This window comes from Chryseobacterium wanjuense (assembly GCF_900111495.1).
GTDB classification, from domain to species: Bacteria; Bacteroidota; Bacteroidia; order Flavobacteriales; family Weeksellaceae; genus Chryseobacterium; species Chryseobacterium wanjuense.
This window is the reverse complement of record NZ_FOIU01000001.1, coordinates 2,353,452-2,378,432: the sequence shown is the minus strand read 5'-3', so window position 1 is coordinate 2,378,432 and position 24,981 is coordinate 2,353,452. Positions and strand designations below refer to the sequence as shown.

General features: G+C 37.0%; 26 protein-coding genes. 13 read left to right on the top strand and 13 right to left on the bottom strand.

The features are described 5' to 3' along the window. Positions 1-101: 101 nt before the first annotated feature. On the bottom strand, positions 102-1,385 hold the full coding sequence (locus BMX24_RS10610) for a T9SS type A sorting domain-containing protein (protein WP_089792330.1): 1,284 nt from the start codon (positions 1,383-1,385) through the stop codon (positions 102-104). 202 nt (positions 1,386-1,587) lie between these two features. Continuing rightward, positions 1,588-2,406, bottom strand: coding sequence for a T9SS-dependent choice-of-anchor J family protein (locus BMX24_RS10605; RefSeq protein WP_089792328.1), 819 nt, complete (start codon positions 2,404-2,406; stop codon positions 1,588-1,590). Positions 2,407-2,501: 95 nt separating this feature from the next. On the opposite strand from BMX24_RS10605, the gene BMX24_RS10600 reads away from it, so the two are divergent. From BMX24_RS10600 to def, 9 genes are all read left to right on the top strand, one after another. After that, a complete protein-coding gene (locus BMX24_RS10600; protein ID WP_089792327.1) occupies positions 2,502-4,637 on the top strand; it encodes a TonB-dependent receptor plug domain-containing protein in 2,136 nt (711 codons plus the stop codon). A 10-nt stretch (positions 4,638-4,647) separates the two neighbouring features. Then, positions 4,648-5,733: an HmuY family protein gene (locus BMX24_RS10595; RefSeq protein ID WP_089792325.1), complete on the top strand. Its 1,086-nt coding sequence runs from the start codon at positions 4,648-4,650 to the stop codon at positions 5,731-5,733. A gap of 84 nt (positions 5,734-5,817) precedes the next feature. Continuing rightward, positions 5,818-6,696, top strand: coding sequence for a heme/hemin ABC transporter substrate-binding protein (locus tag BMX24_RS10590; protein WP_089792323.1), 879 nt, complete (start codon positions 5,818-5,820; stop codon positions 6,694-6,696). After that, positions 6,680-7,720: a FecCD family ABC transporter permease gene (locus tag BMX24_RS10585; protein WP_089792322.1), complete on the top strand. Its 1,041-nt coding sequence runs from the start codon at positions 6,680-6,682 to the stop codon at positions 7,718-7,720. The genes BMX24_RS10590 and BMX24_RS10585 overlap by 17 nt, the downstream gene beginning before the upstream one ends. After that, positions 7,720-8,490: a heme ABC transporter ATP-binding protein gene (locus BMX24_RS10580; RefSeq protein ID WP_089792320.1), complete on the top strand. Its 771-nt coding sequence runs from the start codon at positions 7,720-7,722 to the stop codon at positions 8,488-8,490. Before BMX24_RS10585 ends, BMX24_RS10580 begins: the two co-directional genes overlap by 1 nt. Before the next feature lies 1 nt (position 8,491). Continuing rightward, on the top strand, positions 8,492-9,142 hold the full coding sequence (locus tag BMX24_RS10575; RefSeq protein WP_089792318.1) for a class I SAM-dependent methyltransferase: 651 nt from the start codon (positions 8,492-8,494) through the stop codon (positions 9,140-9,142). 4 nt (positions 9,143-9,146) lie between these two features. Then, positions 9,147-10,175 carry a hemin-degrading factor gene (locus tag BMX24_RS10570; RefSeq protein ID WP_089792316.1) on the top strand — a complete coding sequence of 343 codons (1,029 nt, stop codon included), beginning with the start codon at positions 9,147-9,149 and terminating at the stop codon, positions 10,173-10,175. Positions 10,176-10,361: 186 nt separating this feature from the next. Next, positions 10,362-11,234, top strand: coding sequence for a ChaN family lipoprotein (locus BMX24_RS10565; protein ID WP_089792314.1), 873 nt, complete (start codon positions 10,362-10,364; stop codon positions 11,232-11,234). A 214-nt stretch (positions 11,235-11,448) separates the two neighbouring features. Next, the gene (def, locus tag BMX24_RS10560) at positions 11,449-12,078 is read left to right on the top strand and encodes a peptide deformylase (protein ID WP_089792312.1); all 630 of its coding nucleotides are present in this window, start codon (positions 11,449-11,451) and stop codon (positions 12,076-12,078) included. Between the two features lie 114 nt (positions 12,079-12,192). On the opposite strand, the gene lipB is transcribed toward def, so the two are convergent. From lipB to BMX24_RS10505, 11 genes are all read right to left on the bottom strand, one after another. Next, positions 12,193-12,921, bottom strand: coding sequence for a lipoyl(octanoyl) transferase LipB (gene lipB / locus BMX24_RS10555; RefSeq protein ID WP_089792310.1), 729 nt, complete (start codon positions 12,919-12,921; stop codon positions 12,193-12,195). Positions 12,922-12,952: 31 nt separating this feature from the next. Continuing rightward, entirely contained in the window at positions 12,953-13,729 is a 777-nt protein-coding gene (trpA, locus tag BMX24_RS10550; protein WP_089792308.1) for a tryptophan synthase subunit alpha, read from the bottom strand. A 48-nt stretch (positions 13,730-13,777) separates the two neighbouring features. Then, on the bottom strand, positions 13,778-14,983 hold the full coding sequence (gene trpB, locus BMX24_RS10545) for a tryptophan synthase subunit beta (protein WP_089792306.1): 1,206 nt from the start codon (positions 14,981-14,983) through the stop codon (positions 13,778-13,780). Next, the gene (locus BMX24_RS10540) at positions 14,964-15,536 is read right to left on the bottom strand and encodes a hypothetical protein (protein ID WP_089792304.1); all 573 of its coding nucleotides are present in this window, start codon (positions 15,534-15,536) and stop codon (positions 14,964-14,966) included. Before BMX24_RS10540 ends, trpB begins: the two co-directional genes overlap by 20 nt. 28 nt (positions 15,537-15,564) lie before the next feature. Then, positions 15,565-16,233 carry a phosphoribosylanthranilate isomerase gene (locus BMX24_RS10535; protein ID WP_089792302.1) on the bottom strand — a complete coding sequence of 223 codons (669 nt, stop codon included), beginning with the start codon at positions 16,231-16,233 and terminating at the stop codon, positions 15,565-15,567. A gap of 10 nt (positions 16,234-16,243) precedes the next feature. Beyond that, positions 16,244-17,023 carry an indole-3-glycerol phosphate synthase TrpC gene (trpC, locus tag BMX24_RS10530; RefSeq protein WP_089792880.1) on the bottom strand — a complete coding sequence of 260 codons (780 nt, stop codon included), beginning with the start codon at positions 17,021-17,023 and terminating at the stop codon, positions 16,244-16,246. Positions 17,024-17,037: 14 nt separating this feature from the next. Then, on the bottom strand, positions 17,038-18,024 hold the full coding sequence (gene trpD, locus BMX24_RS10525) for an anthranilate phosphoribosyltransferase (protein WP_089792878.1): 987 nt from the start codon (positions 18,022-18,024) through the stop codon (positions 17,038-17,040). 46 nt (positions 18,025-18,070) lie between these two features. Beyond that, the gene (locus BMX24_RS10520; RefSeq protein ID WP_089792301.1) at positions 18,071-18,547 is read right to left on the bottom strand and encodes a hypothetical protein; all 477 of its coding nucleotides are present in this window, start codon (positions 18,545-18,547) and stop codon (positions 18,071-18,073) included. A 2-nt stretch (positions 18,548-18,549) separates the two neighbouring features. Then, positions 18,550-19,161 carry an anthranilate synthase component II gene (locus tag BMX24_RS10515; RefSeq protein ID WP_089792299.1) on the bottom strand — a complete coding sequence of 204 codons (612 nt, stop codon included), beginning with the start codon at positions 19,159-19,161 and terminating at the stop codon, positions 18,550-18,552. A 28-nt stretch (positions 19,162-19,189) separates the two neighbouring features. Further along, positions 19,190-20,617 carry an anthranilate synthase component I family protein gene (locus tag BMX24_RS10510; RefSeq protein WP_089792297.1) on the bottom strand — a complete coding sequence of 476 codons (1,428 nt, stop codon included), beginning with the start codon at positions 20,615-20,617 and terminating at the stop codon, positions 19,190-19,192. Positions 20,618-20,868: 251 nt separating this feature from the next. Next, positions 20,869-21,504 (bottom strand): hypothetical protein, encoded by a 636-nt coding sequence (locus BMX24_RS10505; RefSeq protein ID WP_089792295.1) that lies wholly within the window; start codon positions 21,502-21,504, stop codon positions 20,869-20,871. Between the two features lie 135 nt (positions 21,505-21,639). Here BMX24_RS10505 and BMX24_RS10500 point away from each other — a divergent pair, with 135 nt between their 5' ends. The 4 genes from BMX24_RS10500 (at position 21,640) to lysS (ending at position 24,970) form a co-directional block, all read left to right on the top strand. Then, positions 21,640-21,846 carry a hypothetical protein gene (locus BMX24_RS10500; RefSeq protein WP_089792293.1) on the top strand — a complete coding sequence of 69 codons (207 nt, stop codon included), beginning with the start codon at positions 21,640-21,642 and terminating at the stop codon, positions 21,844-21,846. Continuing rightward, positions 21,846-22,220 (top strand): c-type cytochrome, encoded by a 375-nt coding sequence (locus BMX24_RS10495; RefSeq protein WP_089792291.1) that lies wholly within the window; start codon positions 21,846-21,848, stop codon positions 22,218-22,220. Before BMX24_RS10500 ends, BMX24_RS10495 begins: the two co-directional genes overlap by 1 nt. Positions 22,221-22,223: 3 nt before the next feature. Further along, positions 22,224-23,153, top strand: coding sequence for a 23S rRNA (adenine(1618)-N(6))-methyltransferase RlmF (gene rlmF / locus BMX24_RS10490; RefSeq protein WP_089792289.1), 930 nt, complete (start codon positions 22,224-22,226; stop codon positions 23,151-23,153). A 119-nt stretch (positions 23,154-23,272) separates the two neighbouring features. Beyond that, positions 23,273-24,970, top strand: a complete 1,698-nt coding sequence (gene lysS / locus BMX24_RS10485; RefSeq protein ID WP_089792287.1) for a lysine--tRNA ligase — start codon at positions 23,273-23,275, stop codon at positions 24,968-24,970. Positions 24,971-24,981 lie beyond the last annotated feature (11 nt).

Genomic DNA, 24,981 nt, shown 5'->3' with positions numbered 1-24,981 from the left:
AAATAGAAAGTATTTCTTTTGATATGAATAGTGAACGGTGAAATCTCTTTGTTGTCAATTTTTAAACTTCACGATTGACAATTGACCATTTACTTTTTCAACTATTTCACGATCAGTTTCTTCGTTTCCGTGCTTCCGCCGAAAGTAATTTTTACTAAATAATTTCCTGACGAAAGATGAGATAAGTTCAAATCTTGCTTATAAAAACCAGCCTGGTTCGTCAACTCCGCCGAATATACTTTTTTACCGGACAGATCATAAACCTCCACAGAACCCTTGTTGTTTGCTTTTTCTTTAACATCAAATAAAACAGTTACGTGTTTGTCGGCTGTCGTAGGATTTGGGTAAATTCCGAAAGATGCTTTTTTACCTGCAACGTCAGTAACTCCCAGTGTCGAAGTGATATTTTTATATTTAAAATACATATTTCCCGTAGCTGTTCCTTCATTGGAAATGAAATACAATCTGTAATATTCCGAACCTTGTTTGATATAATATACCACATCAGAAGTCGGGGCTCCGGAAGTCGGTTTCCATGAATGTCCGATGGTCGTGATATTGCTTGAAAATGTTGCAGAAGGAGGTAAAGTACTTGTAGCAACGGCTTGTGTTTCAGGCTGAACTCTTGCTACAGTAATATTCGAATTTTGAATGACGCCCGCCATTCTGTACATCATAATGTTGGCATAAAACGTCCAATATCTGGTGAACATTAGATCCCAGTTTGCCTTTGAAGGTTCCTGGTTGCTAACTTTTTCTCCTGTTGCGAAAGAGAAATAATTAAAATACGCATCATCAGATCCGTTGGCGATGGTTTTAGAAACCGTTGCATCCCATGAAGACGATAAGGCATTCCATTTTGCATATTTGAATGTGTAACCCCCGAAATAATCATCAATCATGAATTTTATATATTCTCCGGAACTCAGATATTTTAAAATAAAAATTACTTTTCCTTCTACATGGTGGTTTCCGGGATTATATTCTCCCCATCCGTAAGTAGCGGTTCCCTGCTCAAATGCCCCTTCCTGAAGAGCCGTTGTATTGTCAAGATTAAAAAGAGGATTTCCGTAAGTAGAAACATTATTGGTGGTAATGGTATTCCAGTCGTTTGGATTGTTGGATGCCTGGTAAACCTCAATATTCTGCGCATCATTAATTCTTGTCCCAAAACTCATCGCAGAATTTCTGTAGAACGCAATATCCCAGGAATTTGCGGGTTGTGAAACGATACTGTTTGCACTTAAGTCAAAAAAAACTCGATTCTGGTAGCCTGCACCCATTGTCATATTCACGGCTGTATATCCGTTGGCATCCACTTGGGCAAGGGCAGTCTGCTGTACTCCCAAAGCAAGCATTGAAGCAAAAAGTAGTTTTGTTTTCATAATATCTTTAATATTTATAGTTTTATTATTTAGAATTATTCTACAAAACTATTTAAATTATTTTTAATGATTCTAAATAAAAACATGATTTTTATCTTGTTTGAATATTAATATATCGCAATATGGAGTTTTAGAAAAATAAAAAAACCGATTAATACGGGATTAATCGGCCTTCTGTGCAAATTATAGTCTAATAAATCTTTTACTTTTTAATGAATTTTGATTTCACCGCATTTCCTTCTGCAGTTTCGATCAGCATATAATAAACGCCTGTCTGAAGAGTGCTGATGTCAAATAGTTGTCCGGTTAATTTACCTTCTGCCACTTTTTGTCCGCCGGCAGAATACACCTGGATGTTTTTAGGGTCTTTTCTGGTCACAAATTGTAAAGCAGTATTGTCAGAATTTACAGCAAACCTGATTTCTTCTTTTGATTTTAACTGATCAGAAACTCCCAACGTTGTAGAGGTGTTGTACACCACATTGTCAATCTGAACAGCAACGTGCGTCGCTGATGGAGTGAATCTGAACACCAGATATTGTGAAGCAGAAGCAGGAATATTTACACTGATATTCTGTACAGTTCCGATGGTTGCAACAGTGATTGGGTTTCCTACCGGTACGAAAGTCGACATATCTGTCGGGTTTGAAGCCAATCCGATCTGAATGGTTCCCGGACCCGGAGACGGGGAAACTAATGTTGTATCAAAAGTTAATGTTTTGTCTCCTGCAGGAGCTACAATCTGAGGTGAAATTAAATATGATGGTGCGGCACCATTGTTTCCGGCATAAGATTGCACCATTTTATTGTTGGCATCATTGGCATCAGCTGCTACAATCATTCTTGGTGATACAGGTGGAGGTGTGGCTGTAGGAGCTGCAACCACTGCAGACCATCCTCCTTGTGGGAAAGTGGTGTTTCCGGGGGTAAAGTTGTTGAAATTTTCATTAAGAGTAGCTACTTGTGCATGAGCTGTAACAGCAGCAAACATCAAAGTTCCTAAAAGTAGTTTTAATTTCATAACGTTATTTTTATTTAGAATTATTCCACAAAAGTAATTATTTATTTTTAACTGTTCTAAATAAAATCATATATTTGTCAAAAATTTTTGTGTCTATGAAGAAGAAAGTGCTTTCCGTTCTATCGTTATCCACAGTCTTATGGGTGAATGCACAGGAAAAAGATACTCTTAGCCAGAAGAAAATAGAAGAAGTTGTAGTAACGGGTCAGTACATGCAGCAGTCTATCAACAAATCCATTTATAAAGTTGAGGTTATTGATGCACAACAGATTAAAAACATGGCCGTTACAAATGTTGCAGAAGTTCTGAACCAAAATCTGAACATATTGATAGAACCCAATAAAGGCTCAGGAAATTCCAGCGCCAATATCATGGGACTGAGCGGAGAATACACAAAAATTCTTATTGATAATATCCCGGTAGTAAGCGATGAAGGAATGGGAAACCTGGTGGATCTTACCAAAATCAATGTGAATAATATTGAAAGAATAGAGGTGGTAAAGGGTTCCATGGGAGTTGAATACGGAAATAATGCAGTGGCGGGAGTCATTAATATTATCACTAAAAAAAATTACGGTAAAAAATTCACAGCACTGGCTTCTGTACAGGAAGAAACGGTGGGAAAAGATTACGACTGGTTTAAAAAAGGAAACGGAAGACATATTCAGTCTTTAAATCTTGGATATAAAATTAATGATAACTGGTCGGTAGCAGCAGACATCAATCATAATGATTTTCAAGGCTATAAAGGTGTGCTGAACGGCTACAAATATTTTAGCGAAAATAATGACGGACTGCGCGGTTACGACTGGCAGCCGAAAGATCAGATCACCACCAACGGAACGATCCGGTACAGCAAAAACAACACAAGCTTTTATTATAAACTGAATTTTCTTTCGGAAAAAATCAATTATTATAATCCATTAGTCAATGAGTTGTATCTCGGAGCTGGCAACAGAACTTACACTTCAGATGATATCGATTACAATACAAAAAGATGGATTCATCAGTTTAATATTCAGACAAAACTGGGCAGAATAAACTACAACGGAGATTTTTCTTACCAAAGCCAGGAGAGAAAATCACAAAAATATACTTATGATGTTCCCAACAGACAGGAATTATCAAGAGATCCTGAAGTTACTTTTTATAAATCAGATGTTCTCTATTCGCGAGGAATGTTCAGTAATTTTCTGGACAGTGAGAAGATCAATTTTCAAGTAGGATACGAACTAGACCGTACAAAAGGTTTTGCCGATGCTACTACTTTTGAAAGCAATAATAACGGTAAAAATATTCAACGTTCGATATTTAATTATGCCAATTTTGTTTCTGCCGAATGGAAGATAAACGATTGGGTATCATTACGTCCGGGAGTGAGATTGGCATTGAGTGATCAATTTGATTCACAATATAATTATTCTGCAACGGTAAGGCTTAAAACTACTGAAAAATCAGACATTCGTGCAGTATTCGGCTCTGCCAACAGGTTTCCGACATATGATGAATTGTATACTTTTGTAGTCGACAACAACCATGATATCAGAGGAAATGAAAACCTGAAGCCCGAAACCGGATATTCTGCAGCTTTATTCTGGGATTACTCGACAACCAATTCTTCTGACTGGAAGTTCAACTACAGCCTTTCGGGAATGTACCTTGATGTAAAGAACAGAATTGAGGATGTCATTATTAATAACAGTCCTCTGCAAATCACTTTTTTAAATGTTGACAATTATAAATCCATCTTATTCGGAGGCGGATTGAACATAAGAAAAGGAGATTTAACCTTCAATGCAGGGGTTTCCGTGATGGGAATTTCCCAGGTTCTGAATACCGGAAATATCACTTCGCCGGATGATTTTAATTATTACGCTGAAGCTAATCTGGCAGCCAATTACACCTTACCGTATACCAAAACTTTATTTGCCCTTTATTATAAATATACCGGAACCCAAAAACGCTACACTCACCAGGGAAATGCACAGGATCCGACAGATCCGGGGCAGTATGTTTTAGGGGAAATCGGTGATTTTAATATGATGAATTTCACCGTAAGCCAGCCTTTTTTTAAAAATCATTTCGAAATAAGTGCCGGAATCAAAAATATTTTTGATGTAACGAATGTAAGAAATACCATTCAGTCGGGTGACGGTCATAATGCCGCAGCCAATCAGCAGAATCTATTCTACGGCAGAAGTTATTTTGCCAGATTAAATTATAATTTTTAAATCATTAAAAATGAAAAAAATACTATTTTGTTTATTAATAGGAACTTCTTTTATATCTCAATCGTGTATTAATGATAATGAAGATCCCGTTGCTGTAGCACCTTCAGACGGAGCAAGAGTAGATCCTGATGTAGGTGGTGCCACCCAGCCGAACCAGGTTTGGTTTGATTTGTCTGCCAATGCCGAGATTCTTACGAAGAGAACAGACTGGGATCTTGCTTTTTATTCCGGAAGCGCTTTTAAAGTAGTTTTAAATTCATCCATCATGATGGCTGCAGGAAAAATTCCTGATGCCACCAACATAGATATGGTAACAGAATCGAATCTTACTTCTCTAAAAAATCAGGTACAGGTTGCCAATTTCAATCCGGCAAATGAAATTTATATTGATGATGTGAATGGTAATTTCCCCGCAGGATACACGGCAATTGGCGAAATTAAAGCCAATGATGCTGAAAATGCGGTTTACTTAGTGAATATGGGCAAGGAAATTTATACAGGTTCGGTTCCCACAGGTTCAGTAGCGACGGGCGGTGACAGCAGAGGATGGATGAAAGTTCAGATTGTAAGAACTACCGATGGCGGTTACAAAGTGAAATATGCAGAGCTTGGTGCAACGACACACAAAGAACTGACCATCGCAAAAAACACAGCTTACAACTACAGTTTTGTAAGTTTAAAAAACAATAAAGAAGTGTTTATCCAGCCCGAAAAAAAGAAATGGGATATCTGTTTCACGGTATTTACCAATATCATTGCGGGAGCGGGAAGCTATATCTATGCTGATTTTGTTACGACAAATAATGTAGCCGGAGTCGGGGCTTATGAGGTTCTGGTAACTTCAGGATCGGGTGTGGAAGCTTATAATAATTTTAAAACTTCAGATATCGATCAGTCGAAATTCGTTTATAATGATCAGCGTGTAATCGGTGCCAACTGGAGAAATCCTGTAGGTACAAACGGACTGGAAGTCTACGGCGACCGTTTCTACATCATCAAAGATCCGGAAGGGTTTTATTTCAAATTAAGATTCACCAGACTTACCAATACGGCAGGCGAAAGAGGCAGACCTCAATTCGAATATAAACCTCTGTAAATAATGCGGACTTGGCTGAGTGAAACGCCTTTGCTTTAAAATCAAGTATTAAAAATCAAAAAATAAATCAAATAATAGTATATCATGAAAAAATTCATCCTTGCAGCTTCTGTGCTTGTCGCAGTGTATTCTTGCAAAAAAGCGGAAGAAGCGAAAAAAGAAAATACTACGGAAGTAAGTTCTGAAACACCAAAATCTACCCATAAAATTGTAACGTTAAACGGTGGGATTACAGAAATCGTAGCAGCTTTAGGCCACGAAAAAGAAATCGTAGGAACCGATGTTACAAGCACATATCCAGAATCTTTGAAAGCTACGGCTAAAGATTTAGGTCACGTAAGATCAATGACGATCGAGCCGATCATGGCGGTTTCTCCGACATTAATTTTAGCGTCTGATAAAGACATCAACCCAGAATTAATGAAAAAAATCGAAGAGTCAAAGATTCAGACCGAAATTTTTAAACAGGAATTTACGGTTGACGGAACTAAAAAATTAATTGCAGACGTAGCAAAAGCGATCGGAAATACAGATTATCAGAAATTGAACGATAAAATCGATGCAGATTTAAAACAAATCCAGCCCATCGCTAAAAAACCAAAAGTATTGTTCATCTACGCAAGAGGAAATATGCTGATGGTTTCAGGTAAAAATACGCCAATGGCTGCATTGATCGGACTTGCAGGTGGTGAAAACGCCGTGAATGATTTCGAAGATTTCAAGCCGTTAACTCCTGAAGCAGTTGTAAAAGCAAATCCTGATATTCTGTTCTTTTTCACAAGCGGATTACAAGGTGCCGGAGGAAATGAGGGGGCTTTAAAAATGCCGGGTGTTTCACAGACAAACGCGGGTAAAAACAAGAAAATCATCGCAATGGACGGTGGCTTGGTTTCAGGTTTCGGACCGAGATTAGGAGAGGCTGCAGTAGGATTAAACAAACTTTTAGTTGAAAACACAAAGTAAATTATACGTTTACATCACCATAAGTGCCATACTGCTTATCATGATAGCGGTATGGTCACTTAACACAGGGGTTTACGACTTCGGTGGTAAGTCCGCGTTTGAAATTTTAGGAAAAGTAATTAAAGGAGATCCAACAATATCATTGAGTGATACATATGTCGTTTGGGACGTAAGAGCAGCCAGAATTATCATGGCTATTCTCATCGGAAGCATGCTTGCGGTTTCGGGAACGGGATTGCAGGGACTGTTTAAAAATCCTTTAGCGACAGGAGATTTAATCGGACTCACATCGGGAGCGACGTTACTTGCCGCCATTGCGATTGTTTTAGGAGGGCATTTCAAAGAATATCTTCCTGAAGCCGTACAATTTTCATTGGTAGGTATTGCAGCTTTCATCGGTTCTTTTTTATCAATGTTGCTGGTGTACAGGATTTCTACGAGCGGAGGAAAGACGAATGTTGTCATGATGTTGTTAAGCGGAGTTGCGATTACAGCCATCGGTTTTTCGATCACTGGTTTTTTGATTTATATTTCAAAAGACGACCAGTTGAGAGATTTAACATTTTGGAATTTAGGAAGTTTGGCCGCTGCAACATGGACGAAGAATATTATTTTAACCGTTGTTTTAATCATTTCTTATTTCATTTTATTGCCGAAAGGTAAAGCATTGAACGCAATGATGTTAGGTGAAAAAGATGCCCAGCATTTAGGAATCAATGTAGAAAGATTAAAAAAACAGATCATCATCATTACGGCATTAATGGTCGGAAGTTGTGTCGCATTTTCGGGAACGATCGGCTTCGTGGGGCTTATTGTCCCTTATATTTTAAGGCTTTCGTTTAAATCAAATTATGCGTTCATTTTGCCATTATCGGCGATTTGCGGAAGTATTTTATTGTTAACGGCAGACACGTTCAGCAGAAGCATTGTAGAACCTTCGGAATTACCGATCGGGATTCTGACGGCATTAATGGGTGGTCCGATTTTCATCGCGATTTTAGTTAAATTCAAAAAATCTTTATAATGATAAAGGCACATCAAATCAATTATAAACACAGGGAATTTCATATTCTGAACGGTGTTGATGTTTCTTTGGAATATGGCGAATTTTTAGCCATTGTCGGTCCGAATGGTGCCGGAAAATCCAGTCTTTTGAGTGTTTTGGCGAATGAAGTGAAATCGAATCAGAAGATTGTATTTAAGAATAAAAATATCAACGATTGGGAAGTTCAGGAATTGTCGAAGCACAAGGCGAAATTTTCCCAGCACAACAGCAATGATATTCCGCTCGAGGTGCAGGATGTCGTGATGATGGGGCGTTACCCGTATTTCGATGCCCAGCCGAGACAGGAAGATCATGATGCGATGAACAGTATGATGCAGGAAACAGATGTTTTCCACCTGAAAGAAAGGGAATACAATACGTTGTCCGGTGGAGAAAAACAACGCGTGCATTTGTCGAGAGTATTGGCTCAGCTGCAGAATAAAATTGCACATAAACTGGTTTTTCTCGATGAACCTTTGAATAATTTAGATGTTAAACATCAATATAAAGCTTTAGAAACGATTAAAAATTTCACCAAAAAAGCCAATTCGGCAATCGTTGTTCTCCATGATCTGAATCTTGCAGCACAATATGCAGACAAAATATTATTAATGAAATCCGGAAGGGTAGCTGCTTATGGAAGCCCGGAAGAGGTCTTTACTGCCGAAAATATCAGTGAAGCGTACAATTTTCCATGCACGATTTGCGGACACCCGATTACGAATAACCCAATGATTATTTTTGGATAAGATGGACAACGAAAACTTAAAAATATTAGCTCAAAATCTGGCCAATCCTCAGGGAGAAAAAGGAATCGAAATCGGCGAGATGATGAATGCCACCAACATCGGAATGACGCTGGAAAGCATTAAAACACTTTTAATTGAAGACAATGAGGCCGTTCTTGAAATCGGTCATGGGAATGCTGATCACGTTAAAAGTATTGTAAATAAAGCCCAAAATATACACTATACAGGGATTGATATTTCTGAAACAATGCATTACGAAGCCAAAAGATTAAATGAAGAATTTAAAAACCAGGCCGAATTTGTATTGTATGAAGGGAAAAAATTTCCTTTTGAAGATAAAACTTTCGATAAAATATTTACCGTAAACACCGTGTATTTCTGGGAAGAACCGGTTGATTTTTTAAATGAAATTCACAGGGTACTCAAAGATAACGGAACTTTTGTGCTGACTTTCGGACAAAGAAATTTCATGGAAAAATTACCTTTTACTCAGTTCGATTTTATCTTGTACAATACGGATGAAATGGAACAAACGGTTTCCAAAAGTCATTTTAAAAGAATGAAAATCTCTGAAAAGGAAGAAGAAGTGAAAAGTAAAACAGGAAACGAAACAATAACAAGAAATTATACAGTTTTAACCATAAAAAAATAAAATAATGAGCACATTAGTAAACGATTTGAAGGAAAAATGGGAAGCTCTGAAAGCTGAAAATCCACATTTGAGAATCAGAAATGCAGCTGCACAACTAGGAGTAAGCGAAGCAGAATTATTAGCAACGAATGTTGGAAACGGCGTAACGGTTTTTAAGCCGGAGTTTAAAGATATTTTGACTGATGCAGAACAATTGGGCAAAGTAATGGCACTTACACGCAACGACGAATGCGTTCACGAAAGAAAAGGAACTTACCTGAACGGAGATTTCAGCAGCCCACACGCACAGCTTTTTGTAGGGGAAGATATCGATCTTAGAATTTTCCTGAACCACTGGAAATTTGCGTTTGCTGTCATTGAAGGTGATAAAAAAAGTTTACAATTTTTCGGAAAAGACGGATTGGCGCTGCATAAGATTTACTTAACAAAAGACAGTAATGATGCTGCTTTCGATGCTATTGTTGAAAAATTTAAGGCAGAGGATCAGAACGAAACTCTCGAATTTGAAGCTGTAGCTCCGAAAGCTCCTGAAAAAGACGATGCTGAAATTGATGTGGAAGGTTTCCAAAAAGCTTGGACAGAACTGAAAGATACCCATGATTTCTTCATGATGACAAGAAAATTCGGGGTAAGCAGAACACAGGCATTGAGACTGGCTCCGGAAGGTTTTGCTAAAAAAATCGACAGTGCAAAAGTGGTTAACGTTCTTGAAGATGCTTCTGAAAAAGAGCTTCCGATCATGATTTTCGTTGGAAACAGAGGAATTATCCAGATTCACACAGGAAACGTGAAAAAAACACTTTGGCATCAGCAATGGTTTAATGTCATGGATCCTGATTTCAATTTACACCTTGATGTAACGAAAATCGCTGAAGCCTGGATTGTAAAGAAACCAACAGAAGACGGGGAAGTAACGGCTATCGAAGTATTTAATAATGAAGGCGATTTCATCGTTCAGTTCTTCGGGAAAAGAAAACCGGGAATTCCTGAACTGCAAGAGTGGAAAGACCTTGTAGCAGATCTTGAAAAATAAATAGTTAGATGATTTTATAAGGCCGTTTTGTTTTTGCAGGGCGGCTTTTTTTAATTTAGAAACACAAATTGCACAAATATTTTCACAAATGACACTAATTTTTCAAGTATATATTTAATAATAATTTGTGATATTTGTGAAAATCATCCGTGTCATTCGTGTTTAAAAAAAAAATTAAAATAAAAAATGAAAAATATTTTCCTAACGATATTGCTTGTAGTCTTCTGTTCGGTCAATGCTCAGAAATTCAAAGCCTATCAATTTTATAATCAGAAGGGAAAGGAAATTAAGCCTGAAAAATTAGTCAGAGAACTGGCTGAATACGATGTGGTTTTCTTTGGTGAAAATCATAACAGTTCTATCAATCACTGGCTTCAGCTGAAAATTACGGAAGCTTTGTTTGAAAAGAAAAAAGGACAGATCATTTTAGGGGCAGAAATGTTTGAAAGAGACAATCAGGTTCAGTTAAATCAATATTTGAATGGAAAATTTGATGCAAAAACATTGAAAGATTCAGCACGTTTATGGAATAATTATGCGACAGATTACAAACCGCTGGTAGATTTTGCCAAAGCTAAAAAACTGAATTTCATCGCTACGAATATTCCTAGAAAATATGCTTCCCAGACTGCAAAAGAAGGGCTGGAATCTTTAAATAATTTAAGTGAAAAAGAGAAAACATACATCGCTCAGCTGCCAATAAAAGTGACCCTGGACACACCCGGTTATCCTGAAATGAAAACCATGATGGGCGATCATGCAGACGGAACAAAGGTGATGAATTTTATTTCTGCGCAGGCAACGAAAGACGCTACCATGGCAGAATCTATTTTGAAAAACCTAGAGGCCGGAAAGACGTTTATTCATTACAACGGAAATTATCACAGCAAAGAATTCGGCGGAATTTATTGGTACATCAAACAGAAAAATCCCAACCTGAAAATGGCCGTAATTTCTGTTTTTGAATCCGAAAACCCGGAATTGAAAGTTCCTGAAAAAGATTATATTCCAACGGATTTTAACTTGATTATTCCGGCGGATATGACGAAAACTTTTTAGTTTTATATTTAATAGGCTTCGACTACGCTCAGCCTGACAACGCTAATACTATCTGCAATATTTTTCCACTGTCAGGCTGAGCGTAGTCGAGGCCTTAAATAATATAACGATCAATAGGAACGGGCTTTAGCCCGTTTTTTTATGCAAAAAAGTCAAATGGTTTTAACCAAAACATAACTACATTAATTATATTTGTAAAACACCCATCAAAAAAATGAAAAAATTATCTTTTGTATTTATATTTTTCGTCGTTTTAATCAACGCTCAGAAATTAACTTCGAGTGAAATATCAATCATCAACCAAGGCGATATCAACTCGGCATTACCGATTTACCAGACGACGGATGAAAATCAGCATAAAACTCTATTAAGCTTGTCTACGGAAATCGATCCGTTGGATAAAAACACGGCAACATTGGTCAAAAGAATGAAAGAATCTCTTTTATCAACTGATGGCGGAGTAGGAATTGCGGCGCCACAAGTCGGAATCAATAGAAAAATTATCTGGGTTCAGCGTTTTGATAAGGAAGAACAGTCGTTGGAATATTTCATCAATCCGGTGATTGTATGGAGATCAGAATTACAGAATCTCGGCCCGGAAGGGGATTTGTCGATTCCTGATTTCAGGGATCAGTTTTACAGAAGTAAAGTTATTCAGTTGGAATATGTTGATTTGAAAGGACAAAAATATTCAGAAATTGTAGAAGGTTTTACAGCGGTGATTTTCCAGCATGAAATCGACCATCTCTTCGGAATTTTAATTTCTGATAAAAAAGAAAAAGAGAAAAATGATTCTTATAAAAAGGTGGATGCTTTTAAGAAAAGTGACTCTGTGACGAGATAATTTTTAATGCTGATAATAAAAACACATAATCTTTGTCATTCTGAAAGAATTTCTACAATTATTTTAAAACTTAGTTTAGATTCTTTCAGAATGACAAAGATTGGTTTAAATCTTTTATCTGCTCACCAATTCCGCCTCAAAAACATCCGAAAAATGTTTTCTGATTTTAGCCTTAATATCTTCCATTTCTTCAGGAGTCAGATCTCTTTCCAGCTCTCTTTTAATAGAAGTTACCTGTTTATCTTTGATCCCGCAAGGAATGATGTATTCAAAATAACGCATATCGGTATTTACATTCAGGGCAAAACCGTGTAAAGTTACCCAACGGGAGGCTTTTACGCCCATTGCACAGATTTTTCTGGCGTAAGGTTTCCCAACATCCAGCCATACTCCCGTTTCGCCCGGAGAACGTTCACCTTTTAAACCATATTCGGCGATTGTTCTGATGATTACTTCTTCAAGATTTCTCATGTATTTATGGATATCTGTGAAGAAATTTTCAAGATCCAGGATAGGATAGCCAACGATTTGTCCGTACCCGTGATAGGTGATATCGCCGCCACGATTCACTTTTACGAAAGTAGCGTCGATTTCCTTCAGCTGATCCATTCCCGCCAGCATGTTTTCTTCATGACCGCTTTTTCCGAGGGTATAGACATGCGGATGTTCGACTAAAAGAAAGTGATTGGAGGTCGTAATATGTTGTTCAGCAGGCAGATCGCGATTTTTTATTTTGGTATCAATAATATCTTTCATCAGTTTTTCCTGATAATCCCAAGCGGGTTGATATTCTTTTGTTCCTAAATCTTCAAATTCTACTACTTTATTTTGATGTGTGTTCATACCATTTTTTGATACACAAATTTAGTGATTTTTATGCTTTTATGGAATGGACAAAATCTATCGCATTTTTCTTCCAATCTCTATTTTGTAGTAAAATTTTCACAAAAGCCGTGCCGATGATTCCTCCGTCTGCTTTTTCGGTGACATTTTCAAAATCTTCTTTTGATTTAATTCCAAAACCGATCATGACAGAATTTTTTAGAGGGAGAGAGGCTAATTTTGAAAGATAATCTTCGTTTTTTAATTCGGTGTTTTCGTTTCCTGTTGTGGATGAGGAACTTACGGCGTACAAAAATCCTGAACTCAGGGAATCCAGATATAAAATTCTTTCGTCAGAAGTTTCGGGAGTCACTAAAAATGTGAAATTTAAATTATATGTTTCCAACATTTTTCTGTAATTTTTTTCGAATTCAATAGGAGGTAAATCGGGGATAATTAATCCGGAAACGCCACTTTCAGAGCATTCTTTACAAAAGTTTTCAAAACCAAAGCTTAAAACGGGATTGATATATCCCATCAGAATAACCGGAATTTTTATTTCATTTCTAATGGATTTCAACTGAGAAAATAATGTTGAAATCGTCATTCCGTTTTTCAGAGCCAGTTCGTGGGCTTGGGAGATGACTGGTCCGTCGGCAACCGGATCAGAATATGGCATCCCGATTTCCATCATATCGGCACCGGAATCCTGGATGAGTTTGATGATTTCAGGAGTGTCTTCCAGTTGTGGGATTCCTGCTGTGAAGTATATGTTGAGTTTTTTAGGCTGGATGCCAGATGCGGGAAGCTCGAAGTTATTGTAGTTCATAAATTTACATTGAGTTTAAGTTGACAAATTTTCATTTTTATAACTGAATTAAACTTCCATTTTCAGACTTCCATCCTCCAACTTTTTCAAATACGTTTCCATATCCTTATCACCGCGGCCGCTCAGACAAATCACGACGACATCTTTTGGATCAAAGCTTTTTTTCTCCAAAACAGCCAACGCATGAGCACTTTCCAAAGCCGGGATAATTCCCTCCAGTTTTGTTAATTCAAACGCCGATTTTAAAGCTTCATCATCGTTAATACTGAAAAATTCTGCCCTTTTTTCTTTGAATAAATTCGCGTGAAAAGGTCCGATTCCCGGATAATCCAACCCAGCAGAGATGGAGTGGGGCTCGATAACCTGCCCGTCTTTGGTCTGCATAACCAAGCTTTTGCTGCCATGCAGAACGCCCAATGTGCCGAGAAAAGTGGTCGCGGCAGACATTCCCGAATCGATTCCGTGACCTCCGGCTTCGGCGGCCAGAAGCTTCACATTTTCTTCCTCTACAAAATGGTAAAAAGCTCCTGCAGCATTGCTTCCGCCACCAACGCAGGCAATGACATAGTCGGGATTTTGCCTTCCGGTTTGCTCGTGAAGCTGTTCCTTGATTTCCTTCGAAATGACACTTTGAAATCTTGCCACCAAATCTGGAAAAGGATGCGGACCCACGACGCTTCCAATGACATAATGGGTCGTTACGGGATTGTTGATCCAGTCCTTTAATGCTTCATTTACAGCATCTTTCAACGTTTTTGAGCCGGAAGTTGCGGCGATGACTTCTGCGCCCAGCATTTTCATCCGCGCCACATTGGGAGCCTGTCTTTGGATGTCGATTTCGCCCATATAAACGATACATTTCAGACCAAGAAGAGCACAAGCCGTCGCAGTCGCCACGCCGTGTTGTCCGGCGCCGGTTTCTGCCATAATTCTCCTTTTTCCCAGATGTCTGGCCAATAAAACCTGTCCCAGGGCATTATTGATTTTGTGGGCTCCGGTATGATTTAGGTCTTCTCTTTTTAGATAAATTTGAGTTTGATATTTATCGCTTAAATTTTCGGCATAATATAAAGGTGTTGATCGTCCGACGTAATTTTTTAATAAATCCTGATATTCTCGTTGAAAATCTTCAGATTCAATAATGTCGAGATATTTTTTTTGCAATTCTTCTACATTAGGATACAGCATTTCAGGGATAAAAGCACCTCCGAATTCTCCATAATATCCGTATTCATCAGGGTTTTTGTAATTCATTCTGCAATTTGTTTATAAATGAAAGGTTATAATCTAATTGTTGTTTTGTAATTTGCTTGTTTTGGAATAATAGATTGATTTTTGTAGCTAAATCAACCAACATGCTTAAATTTAATTTAGAATCATACATATTTACTGCAATTTCTAAACTGTCTACAAGATAATAGGAATCCAGTTTTTCATAAAGACAAAAAATCCTGCAGTAAACAAATCCAAAATCGTATTTTACACTTGCTTTTACGGTGGGATCAAGCAGTTTATCGGCAATTATTACCAGATGATAACTGTCCCAGAGATTAATCGTGTTAAAGAAAAAACGAACATCATCCTGATTGAAATTTTTAATGATATTGATAAATTCGCCTAACAAGCCATTGAGCTGCCAATATTCGGCATCGCGGTCATTCTGTGAGATGAAATCGTGTAATTTTTCAATTTTCTCGTTTTTAAATTTGACCGGAAAGAATGCATGATGCATTGATTTTCTGATCGATTGTAAATTCATCCGTTTGAGCTTCAGAATTTTAAGTTTTTTCGAATAATATTTTTTCATTTTGTTTTTTTGTTTTTAATAAAAATGTTTAGGGCATTTTCAAATTTTTAATTTTATTTAAATCTTTCACTCCAGCTTCAATTTCAAATTTTGAATTAATATCTACTGCAAAAGGTTTTTGATTTAAATTTTTAATATCAGTTATATTTTCTTCTGAAATTCCGCCACTTAAAAAATAGGGAAGCGGTATTTCAATTTGGTTTAAAATATTCCAATCAAATTGTTTTCCGGTGCCGCCAAAGGCTTTGGAATCGGTGTCAAAAAGGAAATAGTTGCTGGTTTTGTGCTGCTGGTTGACCGTTGTTTGAATTTCGCTTCTCACTTCCGGCCTCCAGCTTCCAACTCTAATCACTTTAATAATCCTCATTTCCGGATTCAATTTTTCTTTTAATTCTGAAATAAAATTTTCATTTTCATCGCCGTGAAGTTGAATAAAATTCAAATCTGCTTTTTGGCTTGTTTCTATAATTTTTTCAATCGTTTCATTTACAAAGACACCTACTTTTCCTTTGTGATTTATCTTTGAAATATTCTCAAAACTCAAATGGTTCAAAACATATCTGGGCGACTTTTCATAGAAAATAAATCCTATAAAATCTGCATTCATAGAAATTAATTCATGAATCTGCCCGATTCTCGTTAAACCACATACTTTCAATCTGGTTTTCAGAGCTTGATTTTCTATCAATGAGTTCATTATTAAACGATTATACTTTTATATTATTGGTAAAGTTCTTAAATTTTTCTGCAGGATTATCATTTTTCATGAAATATTCACCCATCAGAAAACCGTCAAATCCTTTTGTTTTTAAATAATTAAAATCTTCAATACTATAAATTCCACTTTCTGCAACGGATAAAACACCTTCCGGAAGCTGATTTTTCAATTGTACAGAGTGTTGCAGATCAACTTTAAAGTCTTTTAAATTTCTGTTATTAATTCCAACCAAATCAATTTTCTCATTAAAATGTTGGAGTTCTTCTTCAGTATGAATTTCCAATAAAACTTCCAGTCCGAGTTCGTGCGAAAGCTCTGTAAATTCCATGATCTGATCTGGTGAAAGGCAGGCTGCAATCAACAAAACCACATCGGCTCCAAGACTTTTTGCTTCATAAAACTGATATGCATCAATCATGAAATCTTTTCGTAAAATTGGAATATTAATATGATTTCTTACTTCTACAATATCATCAAAACTTCCGCCAAAAAAGTCTTTATCGGTAAGAATTGAAATTCCGCTTGCTCCAAAATTTTCGTAAGCTGTTGTTACTTCCAAAGGGGATACCTTATTATTAATTATTCCTTTTGAAGGAGACTGCCGTTTGAATTCTGCAATGATTCCTGTTTTACTTTTTAAACTTTCTTTTAATGAAAATTTTTCTCTTTCAAAAAACTCAGAATTCTTCAATTCTTCAACAGAAATTTTTGATTTTGACAGGGCAACTTCTTCTTTTTTTCTTTGTATGATGGTGTCTAAGATTGTCATTTTGTATTTTTTTATTACTCCAAAAGCCGTTCCAGGCATCTCAATGCTTTTCCTCCCAATAAACTATCCTGCACTGCCAGAAGACAGTCGTCATAACTCCCGTATTTACCCGTGTGATAAAGCGCAACGGCAGCATTGGCCAGAACCACAGAATTTTGTTGTTCCGTTCCTTTTCCATGCAGGATATCTCTGAAGATTTTTGCGGTTTCCCGGGTTTTTTTCCCTGCTTTTATGCTTTCCGGACTGATTGAATCAAAACCCAGATCTTCTGTTGAATAAATTTCCTCCCCGTTTTTCGTGATAATCTTGCTGTCATGGGTAAGGCTGATTTCATCGTAGCCATCCATTCCGTGAACGAGAACGAAGTCTTTTTCATCTTTTTGCAGCAAATACTGATAAATTCTGGCAATCTCCAAATTGTATACCCCAATCATCGAATATTGAGGTTTAGCCGGGTTTACCAAAGGTCCTAAAAGATTAAAAAATGTCCTCAAACCCAACGCTTTTCTCAATGTTCCTACCGATTGAAGGGCGGGATGAAAATAAGGAGCATGTAAAAAACAGATGTTTGCTTTCTCCAAATCCTGCTGTAATTGATCTGAATTGTTTTTGAACTGATAGCCAAGCTCTTCCAGAACATTCGATGAACCGGTGATGGTAGAAGCCCCGTAATTCCCATGTTTGGTAACTTTTTGCCCGGCTCCCGCAACCACAAAACTTGCCAGTGTTGAAATATTGATGGTATCTTTTCCGTCACCGCCGGTTCCGACAATATCCATCGCATTACCTGCATCCAAATTTACGAAGACGGCCATTTGCAAGAGGGCTTCCCGAAAGCCTTCAAGCTCTTTCAACGTGATATTGCGCATCAGAAATACACTGATAAAAGCCGTAACTTCTGTTGCATTGAATTTATTTTGAGCAATTTCAATCATCGTTGCCTTCGCCTCAGATTTGGACAAAGTATGATGATTAAATAAATATTGTAAAATTTCTTTCATTTGTGGAGATTGTATGTTTGAGGGATTTTGTGTTGCTGTTTTCATCTTAAACCGAGTTCAAAAGTTCCTCAACAGAGCTGAATTTCAGCTTTTCTGCGAGTTGTATTAAAAGTTCTTTTTCTGCAAGTTTCAGATCTATATTGGCGCTGTAGAAAATATCGTACAAATCGTAATCTGTTCTTGGTATTTCAAATAATTCGAGATAAAGTCTGATTCTTTCATTCACTTTATAATCTTTAAAATCATTTGAAAGCAATGTTTGTGCAAAAAGTTCAATTTGTTCGCCGCTCCAATTAAAAATATCTTCTTTTATCCTGTCGAAAATATCCTCATCAGATCTTTGAATTATTCTTATGATATCGTTTGTTCCATGATCTTCAATCCACCAGTCGCTGTCTTTATTTTCATGTTGTAGGATGTAGGCATAAATATTCAGAACTTGGTTGTCGGAGCTCTTTGTCCGACTGCTTTTCAAATAAATTTCTTTTTGATTCAAGAACTTTTCAAACGCTTCTTTTGTCATTGCTATCGGTTTAAAAAGTTTCTAATAATCGTTTCACCATCGGGTGTCAGAATACTTTCAGGATGAAACTGAACGCCGTGTACATCATATTTTTTATGCTGCAGCGCCATGATCATTCCGTCCTTATCCACTGCTGTGATTTCCAGTTCTTCCGGGAAATTTTCCGGATTTACGGCCCAGCTGTGATACCTTCCGACTTCTAATCCGCCCGACAAATTTTTGAAAAGTTTGGTGTCATTTTTCACCAGATCTGCTGTAGTGGCAACTCCGTGGAAGATTTCAGTAAGATTGATCAAACTTCCTCCGAAAGCCTCTGCAATAGCCTGCTGACCAAGACAAACGCCCAAAATACTTTTCGTAGAAGCATATTCTTTAATTAAGTCTAATAAAATTCCCGCTTCTTCAGGAATTCCCGGACCGGGTGAAAGGATGATTTTATCGTATTTTCCAATTTCCTCCAACGTTATTTCGTCGTTTCTCACGACATCAACTTTTGAGTTCAAAATTCTTTCTATAATCTGAACCAAATTGTATGTGAAACTGTCATAATTATCAAAAACTAAGACTTTAGTTGATATTTGTTGGTTGGTTGTTGGATTTATATCGTTGTTCATTTTCTTCTTTTTTTAAGGTTAATTAATTTTAATAGCTATCAACCAATTTCCCCGCTTTTTCAACGGCTTTCTTTAATGCATTCAGTTTATTATTTACTTCCTGCAACTCACTTTCAGGGTTGGATTTTGCTACTAATCCGGCTCCGGCCTGGTAATACAGCGTATTGTTTTTGCTTAAAAAAGTCCGGATCATGATGGCCTGATTGCAGGTTCCGTTGAGCCCAATCATTCCGATGCAGCCGCCGTAATATCCTCGGGAATCTTTTTCATAAGTATTGATTAATTGAAGGGCTTTATGTTTGGGTGCACCGCTTAAAGTCCCCTGTGGAAAGGTTGTCGCGACCATCTCAAACGGGTTGGTTTTCTCGGGAAGATCGGCGGTAACTTCACTCACCATGTGAATCACGTGCGAAAAAAGTTGAATTTCCTTCAATTTTGTAACCGTCACATTTTTCCCCAATTTGCCTAAATCATTTCTGGCCAGATCAACCAGCATGGTGTGTTCCGCATTTTCTTTCGGGTCGTTTTTCAATTCTTCAATCGATTGTAAATCGGTATCAAAATGTCCCGTTCTTTTGAAAGTTCCTGCAATGGGATGAATAATTGCTTTGTTATTTTTAATAATTAACTGGCTTTCAGGGCTTGAACCAAATAATTTGTAATTGCCGTAATCAAAGAAAAACAGGTAAGGGGAGGGATTGATATTCCTCAAGGCACGATAAACATTGAATTCGTCACCTTTAAATTTTTGTTCGAATCTTCTGCTTAAAACCAATTGGAAAACATCACCCCGCATACAATGTTTCTGCGCGGTTTTTACGAGTTCCAGATATTCTTCATCAGTAAGGTTGGAGGTTTCTTTTCCGTTTTTTTCGAAAGGATAGATAACGGAATTTTGATTTTTAATTAAGCTTTCTAATAAATAAAGTTCAGATTTTACGCCTTCGATCTGGTTTTCAATGATATACATTTCATCACTGTAATGATTGATGGCTATGACATATTGATAAAGTCTGTACCGTAGAATCGGGATTTCGACTTCCGGGCTTTGGGCTTTAAATGAAATATTTTCAAAAAACTGTACCGCTTCAAAACTGGTATATCCAAATAAGCTCTGCGCCGTTTCTTCTACCGGATCATTGGTTTTTTCACAGTGAAAAATATTGGAAAAATGCTGGAAAACATCTGCTATTTTATGCTCAATGATAAACTGTTTAATAGGCTCCTGTCTGGGAAGCTTTATTTCAAATTCATTTAAATTTTTAATTTCAATTCCGGCAACGGCATTTATGGCGATGAACGAAAAATTATTGTCAATATTTTTAGAATCCGAGCTTTCCAAAAGGATCGTATCCCTGAATTTGTCACGGATCTGTAGATAAATAGTCATCGGGGTCCGGAGATCTCCCAATGTTTTTTTGGATACGGTTTTTATTTTTATTTTTTTATTGAACATTTGTAGTTTATTTTTAATTTAATTAAACAAAAAAAAGACTTCAACGCAGCCGTCAAAGTCTTATGTATATTGTTTTTAATTATATCTCTGTTGTAGATTAGCAACATGACAATACTTCCAGACCCGACGAGTTTGAAAGCCACCACCAATTATTGTTGCTCATTGTTAACATATTGCAAATGTAAATATTTTTTTTAATATAAGAATAAAAATCGTGAAATTTAAAAAAACTTAAAGCTTTCAGGTTCCTGTTATTTCCTTTGAGATTGCAGTTCTTTAAGCCTTATTTTAAACGCTTCATCGTCATATACTTTCAGATAATTTTCTAAGGCCTCAATATATTCCTGAATGAATTCCTGATTGGTAGGATCTGCCTCATATTTGATTCTCGCGCTGTTGATGGGAGCCTGAAGCTGGTACTTTTCCAATATTTTCCCGTCTTCGGACTGATGGTACAGAATCACAATATTCTTTTCATAACCGGGGATGAATTTTACCGGAAACGGCTTTTCCACCTGCGGAATTCTGATGGTATTTTCAATAGGGTAGATCGATGCAGTAGTGGTTGAAAAAAAGGTATTGATGTATTTGCCGTCCAATTTCTTTACAATAGCTTCATAATCATGGATATACTGATCATTAAGGGTAGAATTCGTCTCCACATCAGAAGTAATGATTGCTGTGCTTTCTGTGCCATATTTGTTTAGAAACCATGCGTTTAAGAACTGTCCGCTAATTCCATTCAGAATAGCCAGAGGAAGAATCGGGATCAGAAACCATCCTTTTTTAGTCACAAAAGAAAGCAGTCCAAAGACCAAAACAAGGATGATCACAGTATAAAAACCATGATGACTTGTAAAAAACAGAATTTTTGAAACGAAAATCATAGTTTAAATTTAAAATTGTCTTTAAATATAATCATTATGAATTAATAATCTTTATTAAAAATATGTCTAAAAACGGATAGATATCATGAGCTGAAAAGTTTATTTTTTATATTTTTGTTGCCAAATTAGAAAACAATGAAAAAAGTATTAGCAATTGCATTTATCGGAGGTCTATTGGTAGTAAACTGCTCAAAAAAGCCTAATCATGACTTACAGGACAGCAACACGATGTTACCAGAGCCGGATGCACCTACAGTAGTAGACTCTACAGCTAAAAAAGCTGACACACCAGCAGCTGCAACACCTGAAGCTCCTAAAACTGATTCTGCAGCAACAAAATAATGAAAAAATTGTTTTTGACAGGATGTCTGAGCTTGCTTATTCTTTCCTGTTCCAAAAAAGAAAATACACCGATTGAAAGCACTTCTGAAACCCCTGCTGTTTCAGAGCCCGCAAAAAGCAATCTTTCCGGAGACCAGATCATCGAAACGCTGGATTGCTCGGGTTGTCACTCGGTAAATGAGAGAATGATAGGACCTTCTTATCAGGAAATCGCAGACAAATATTCTGATAAAGATATTGAACTGCTGGCTTCCAAAATTATAGAAGGCGGGAGCGGAGTTTGGGGAGGCGTTCCAATGGCTCCTCATCCTCAGGTATCTAAAGAAGATGCCAAAAAAATGGTGGAATATATTTTGACACAGAAGAAAAAATAGACAATGTCTACCGAAAAATCCAGTCTGCACACAAGAAATCTGCATCGTGATCCTTACGATTTTGATCAGCTTATTTCTTGTGTGCCAGAACTGAAACATTATGTTTTCACCAATTCTTATCAGACGGCAACGATTAATTTTAGCATTCCGAAAGCCGTAAAATTACTTAATAAAGCTTTATTACAGCATTTCTATAATGTTAAAGACTGGGATATTCCCGAGACCAATCTTTGTCCGCCCATTCCGGGAAGGGCAGATTATGTACATTATATTGCAGATGTTTTGGCCGAACAACAAAATGAGATTCCGGAAGGGATTTCTGTGAAAGGCCTGGATATCGGGACAGGAGCCAATCTTGTATATCCTTTAATTGCCCACCGTTCTTATGGCTGGAAAATGCTGGGAACGGATATTAATGAGAATTCTTTGAAAAATGCTCACAAAATTCTGCTTCATAATCCGGATTTATTGTCAACAATTCAATTGAAGCATCAGCCTGATCCTAATCATATATTCAAAAATATAATTAATTCTGAAGACCGGTTTATGTTTTCTATGTGCAATCCTCCTTTTCATGATTCTGAAGAAGCTGCTTTAAAAGGAAATATCAGGAAAACAAAAAATCTTAAAAAGTCTAAGGTTGATAAGCCCTTGCTTAATTTCGGCGGCCAGCAATCCGAATTATGGTGCGAAGGCGGCGAATTGGCTTTTATCACAAAAATGATCAGTGAAAGTACCTTGTATTCATCACAGGTTCTTTGGTTTACGTGTTTGGTTTCAAAAAAAGATAACTTATTTAAGCTTACAACACTTTTAAAGAAACTTAAAGCTATAGAAATCAAAACGATCGATATGGCGCAAGGTCAGAAGGTGAGCAGAATATTGGCATGGACTTTTATTCCTCAGCAAAATCGTAAAAGCTGGTTCCTGTAAATTCAATGTTAAACGATCTTCGAGTTCAATTTTATATGAAATAAATGAGATTTCTGAGAAAAGCCATTGACCATCAATTCAAAAATCACTAATTTTGCACGTTATTTTAAATAAAGACAATGCAATTATCAGAACAAGAAATCATTAGACGAGAAAAGCTGAACAAGCTTGTTGAAATGGGGATCAACGCGTTCCCGGCAGATGAATATGTAATTACAGATACTACAGAATCTATAAAACAGGATTTCGCTGATAATAAACAGGTTAAGATTGCAGGTAGATTAATGTCAAGAAGAATCCAGGGGAAAGCTTCTTTCGCTGAACTGCAGGATTCTAAGGGTAAAATTCAGGTATATTTTAATAGAGACGAAATTTGTACAGGTGAAGACAAGACTTTATATAATGAAGTTTACAAACACCTTTTAGATATAGGAGACATTATCGGGGTTGAAGGAGAATTGTTTACCACTCAGGTTGGCGAGCAAACTGTTTTGGTGAAAAACTTTACCCTTTTAACTAAAGCTTTACGCCCGCTTCCTCAGGCTAAAACTGATGAAAATGGAGTAGTACACGACGGATTCACAGATCCGGAACTGAGATACAGACAGCGCTATGTAGACTTAACGGTAAACCCTCAGGTGAAAGAAATTTTCGTAAAAAGAACAAAATTGTTCAACGCGATGAGAACTTTCTTCAATGATGCAGGATATTTTGAAGTGGAAACACCTATTTTACAGTCAATTCCGGGTGGTGCGGCTGCAAAACCGTTTATCACACATCATAATGCTTTGGATATTCCATTATATTTAAGAATTGCCAACGAATTATATCTGAAAAGATTGATCGTGGGTGGTTTTGACGGAGTTTATGAATTCTCAAAAAACTTCAGAAATGAAGGGATGGACAGAACGCACAACCCTGAGTTCACGGCAATGGAAATCTATGTAGCTTACAAAGACTACAACTGGATGATGGATTTCACGGAAAAACTATTGGAATTCTGTGCAGTACAAGTAAACGGAACGACAAAAGCAACTTTCGGAGAGCATGAAATTGATTTCAAAGCGCCTTATCCAAGAGTTTCCATGACGGAAGCGATCCAAAAATTTACAGGTTTTGATATTACCGGAAAAACTGAAGAGGAGTTATACGATTTCGCAAAATCTATCGGAATTGAGGTGAATGAAACCATGGGGAAAGGAAAATTAATCGATGAAATTTTCGGTGAAAAGTGTGAAGGTAACTTCATTCAGCCGACTTTCATTACAGATTATCCGATCGAAATGTCACCTTTAACGAAAAAACACAGAAGCAAAGAAGGGCTTACAGAGCGTTTTGAGCTAATGGTTTGCGGAAAAGAAATCGCGAATGCCTATTCTGAGTTGAATGATCCTATCGATCAGAGAGAACGTTTTGAAGCACAGATGGCTTTATCTGAAAGAGGAGATGATGAGGCGATGTTCATCGATCAGGATTTCCTGAGAGCCCTTGAATACGGTATGCCGCCAACTTCAGGGTTGGGAATCGGTATGGATAGATTGATCATGTTCTTAACGAATAACGCATCCATCCAGGAAGTGCTGTTCTTCCCGCAGATGAGACCGGAAAAAACGGTTCCGCAAATCGAATTGGGAGAAGATGAAAAGGTAATTCTTGAAATTCTTAATTCTCAGGAAGAGCCGTTCTCTTTGGCTGAAGTGAAAGAAAGAAGCCAGCTGTCCGGTAAAAAATGGGACAAAGCTTCAAAAAACTTAACGAAGAATAATCTTGTGAAAGTTGAAAAAATTGATGAAAATCTTTTGATGAAACTGGCTTAATAGCAAGATAT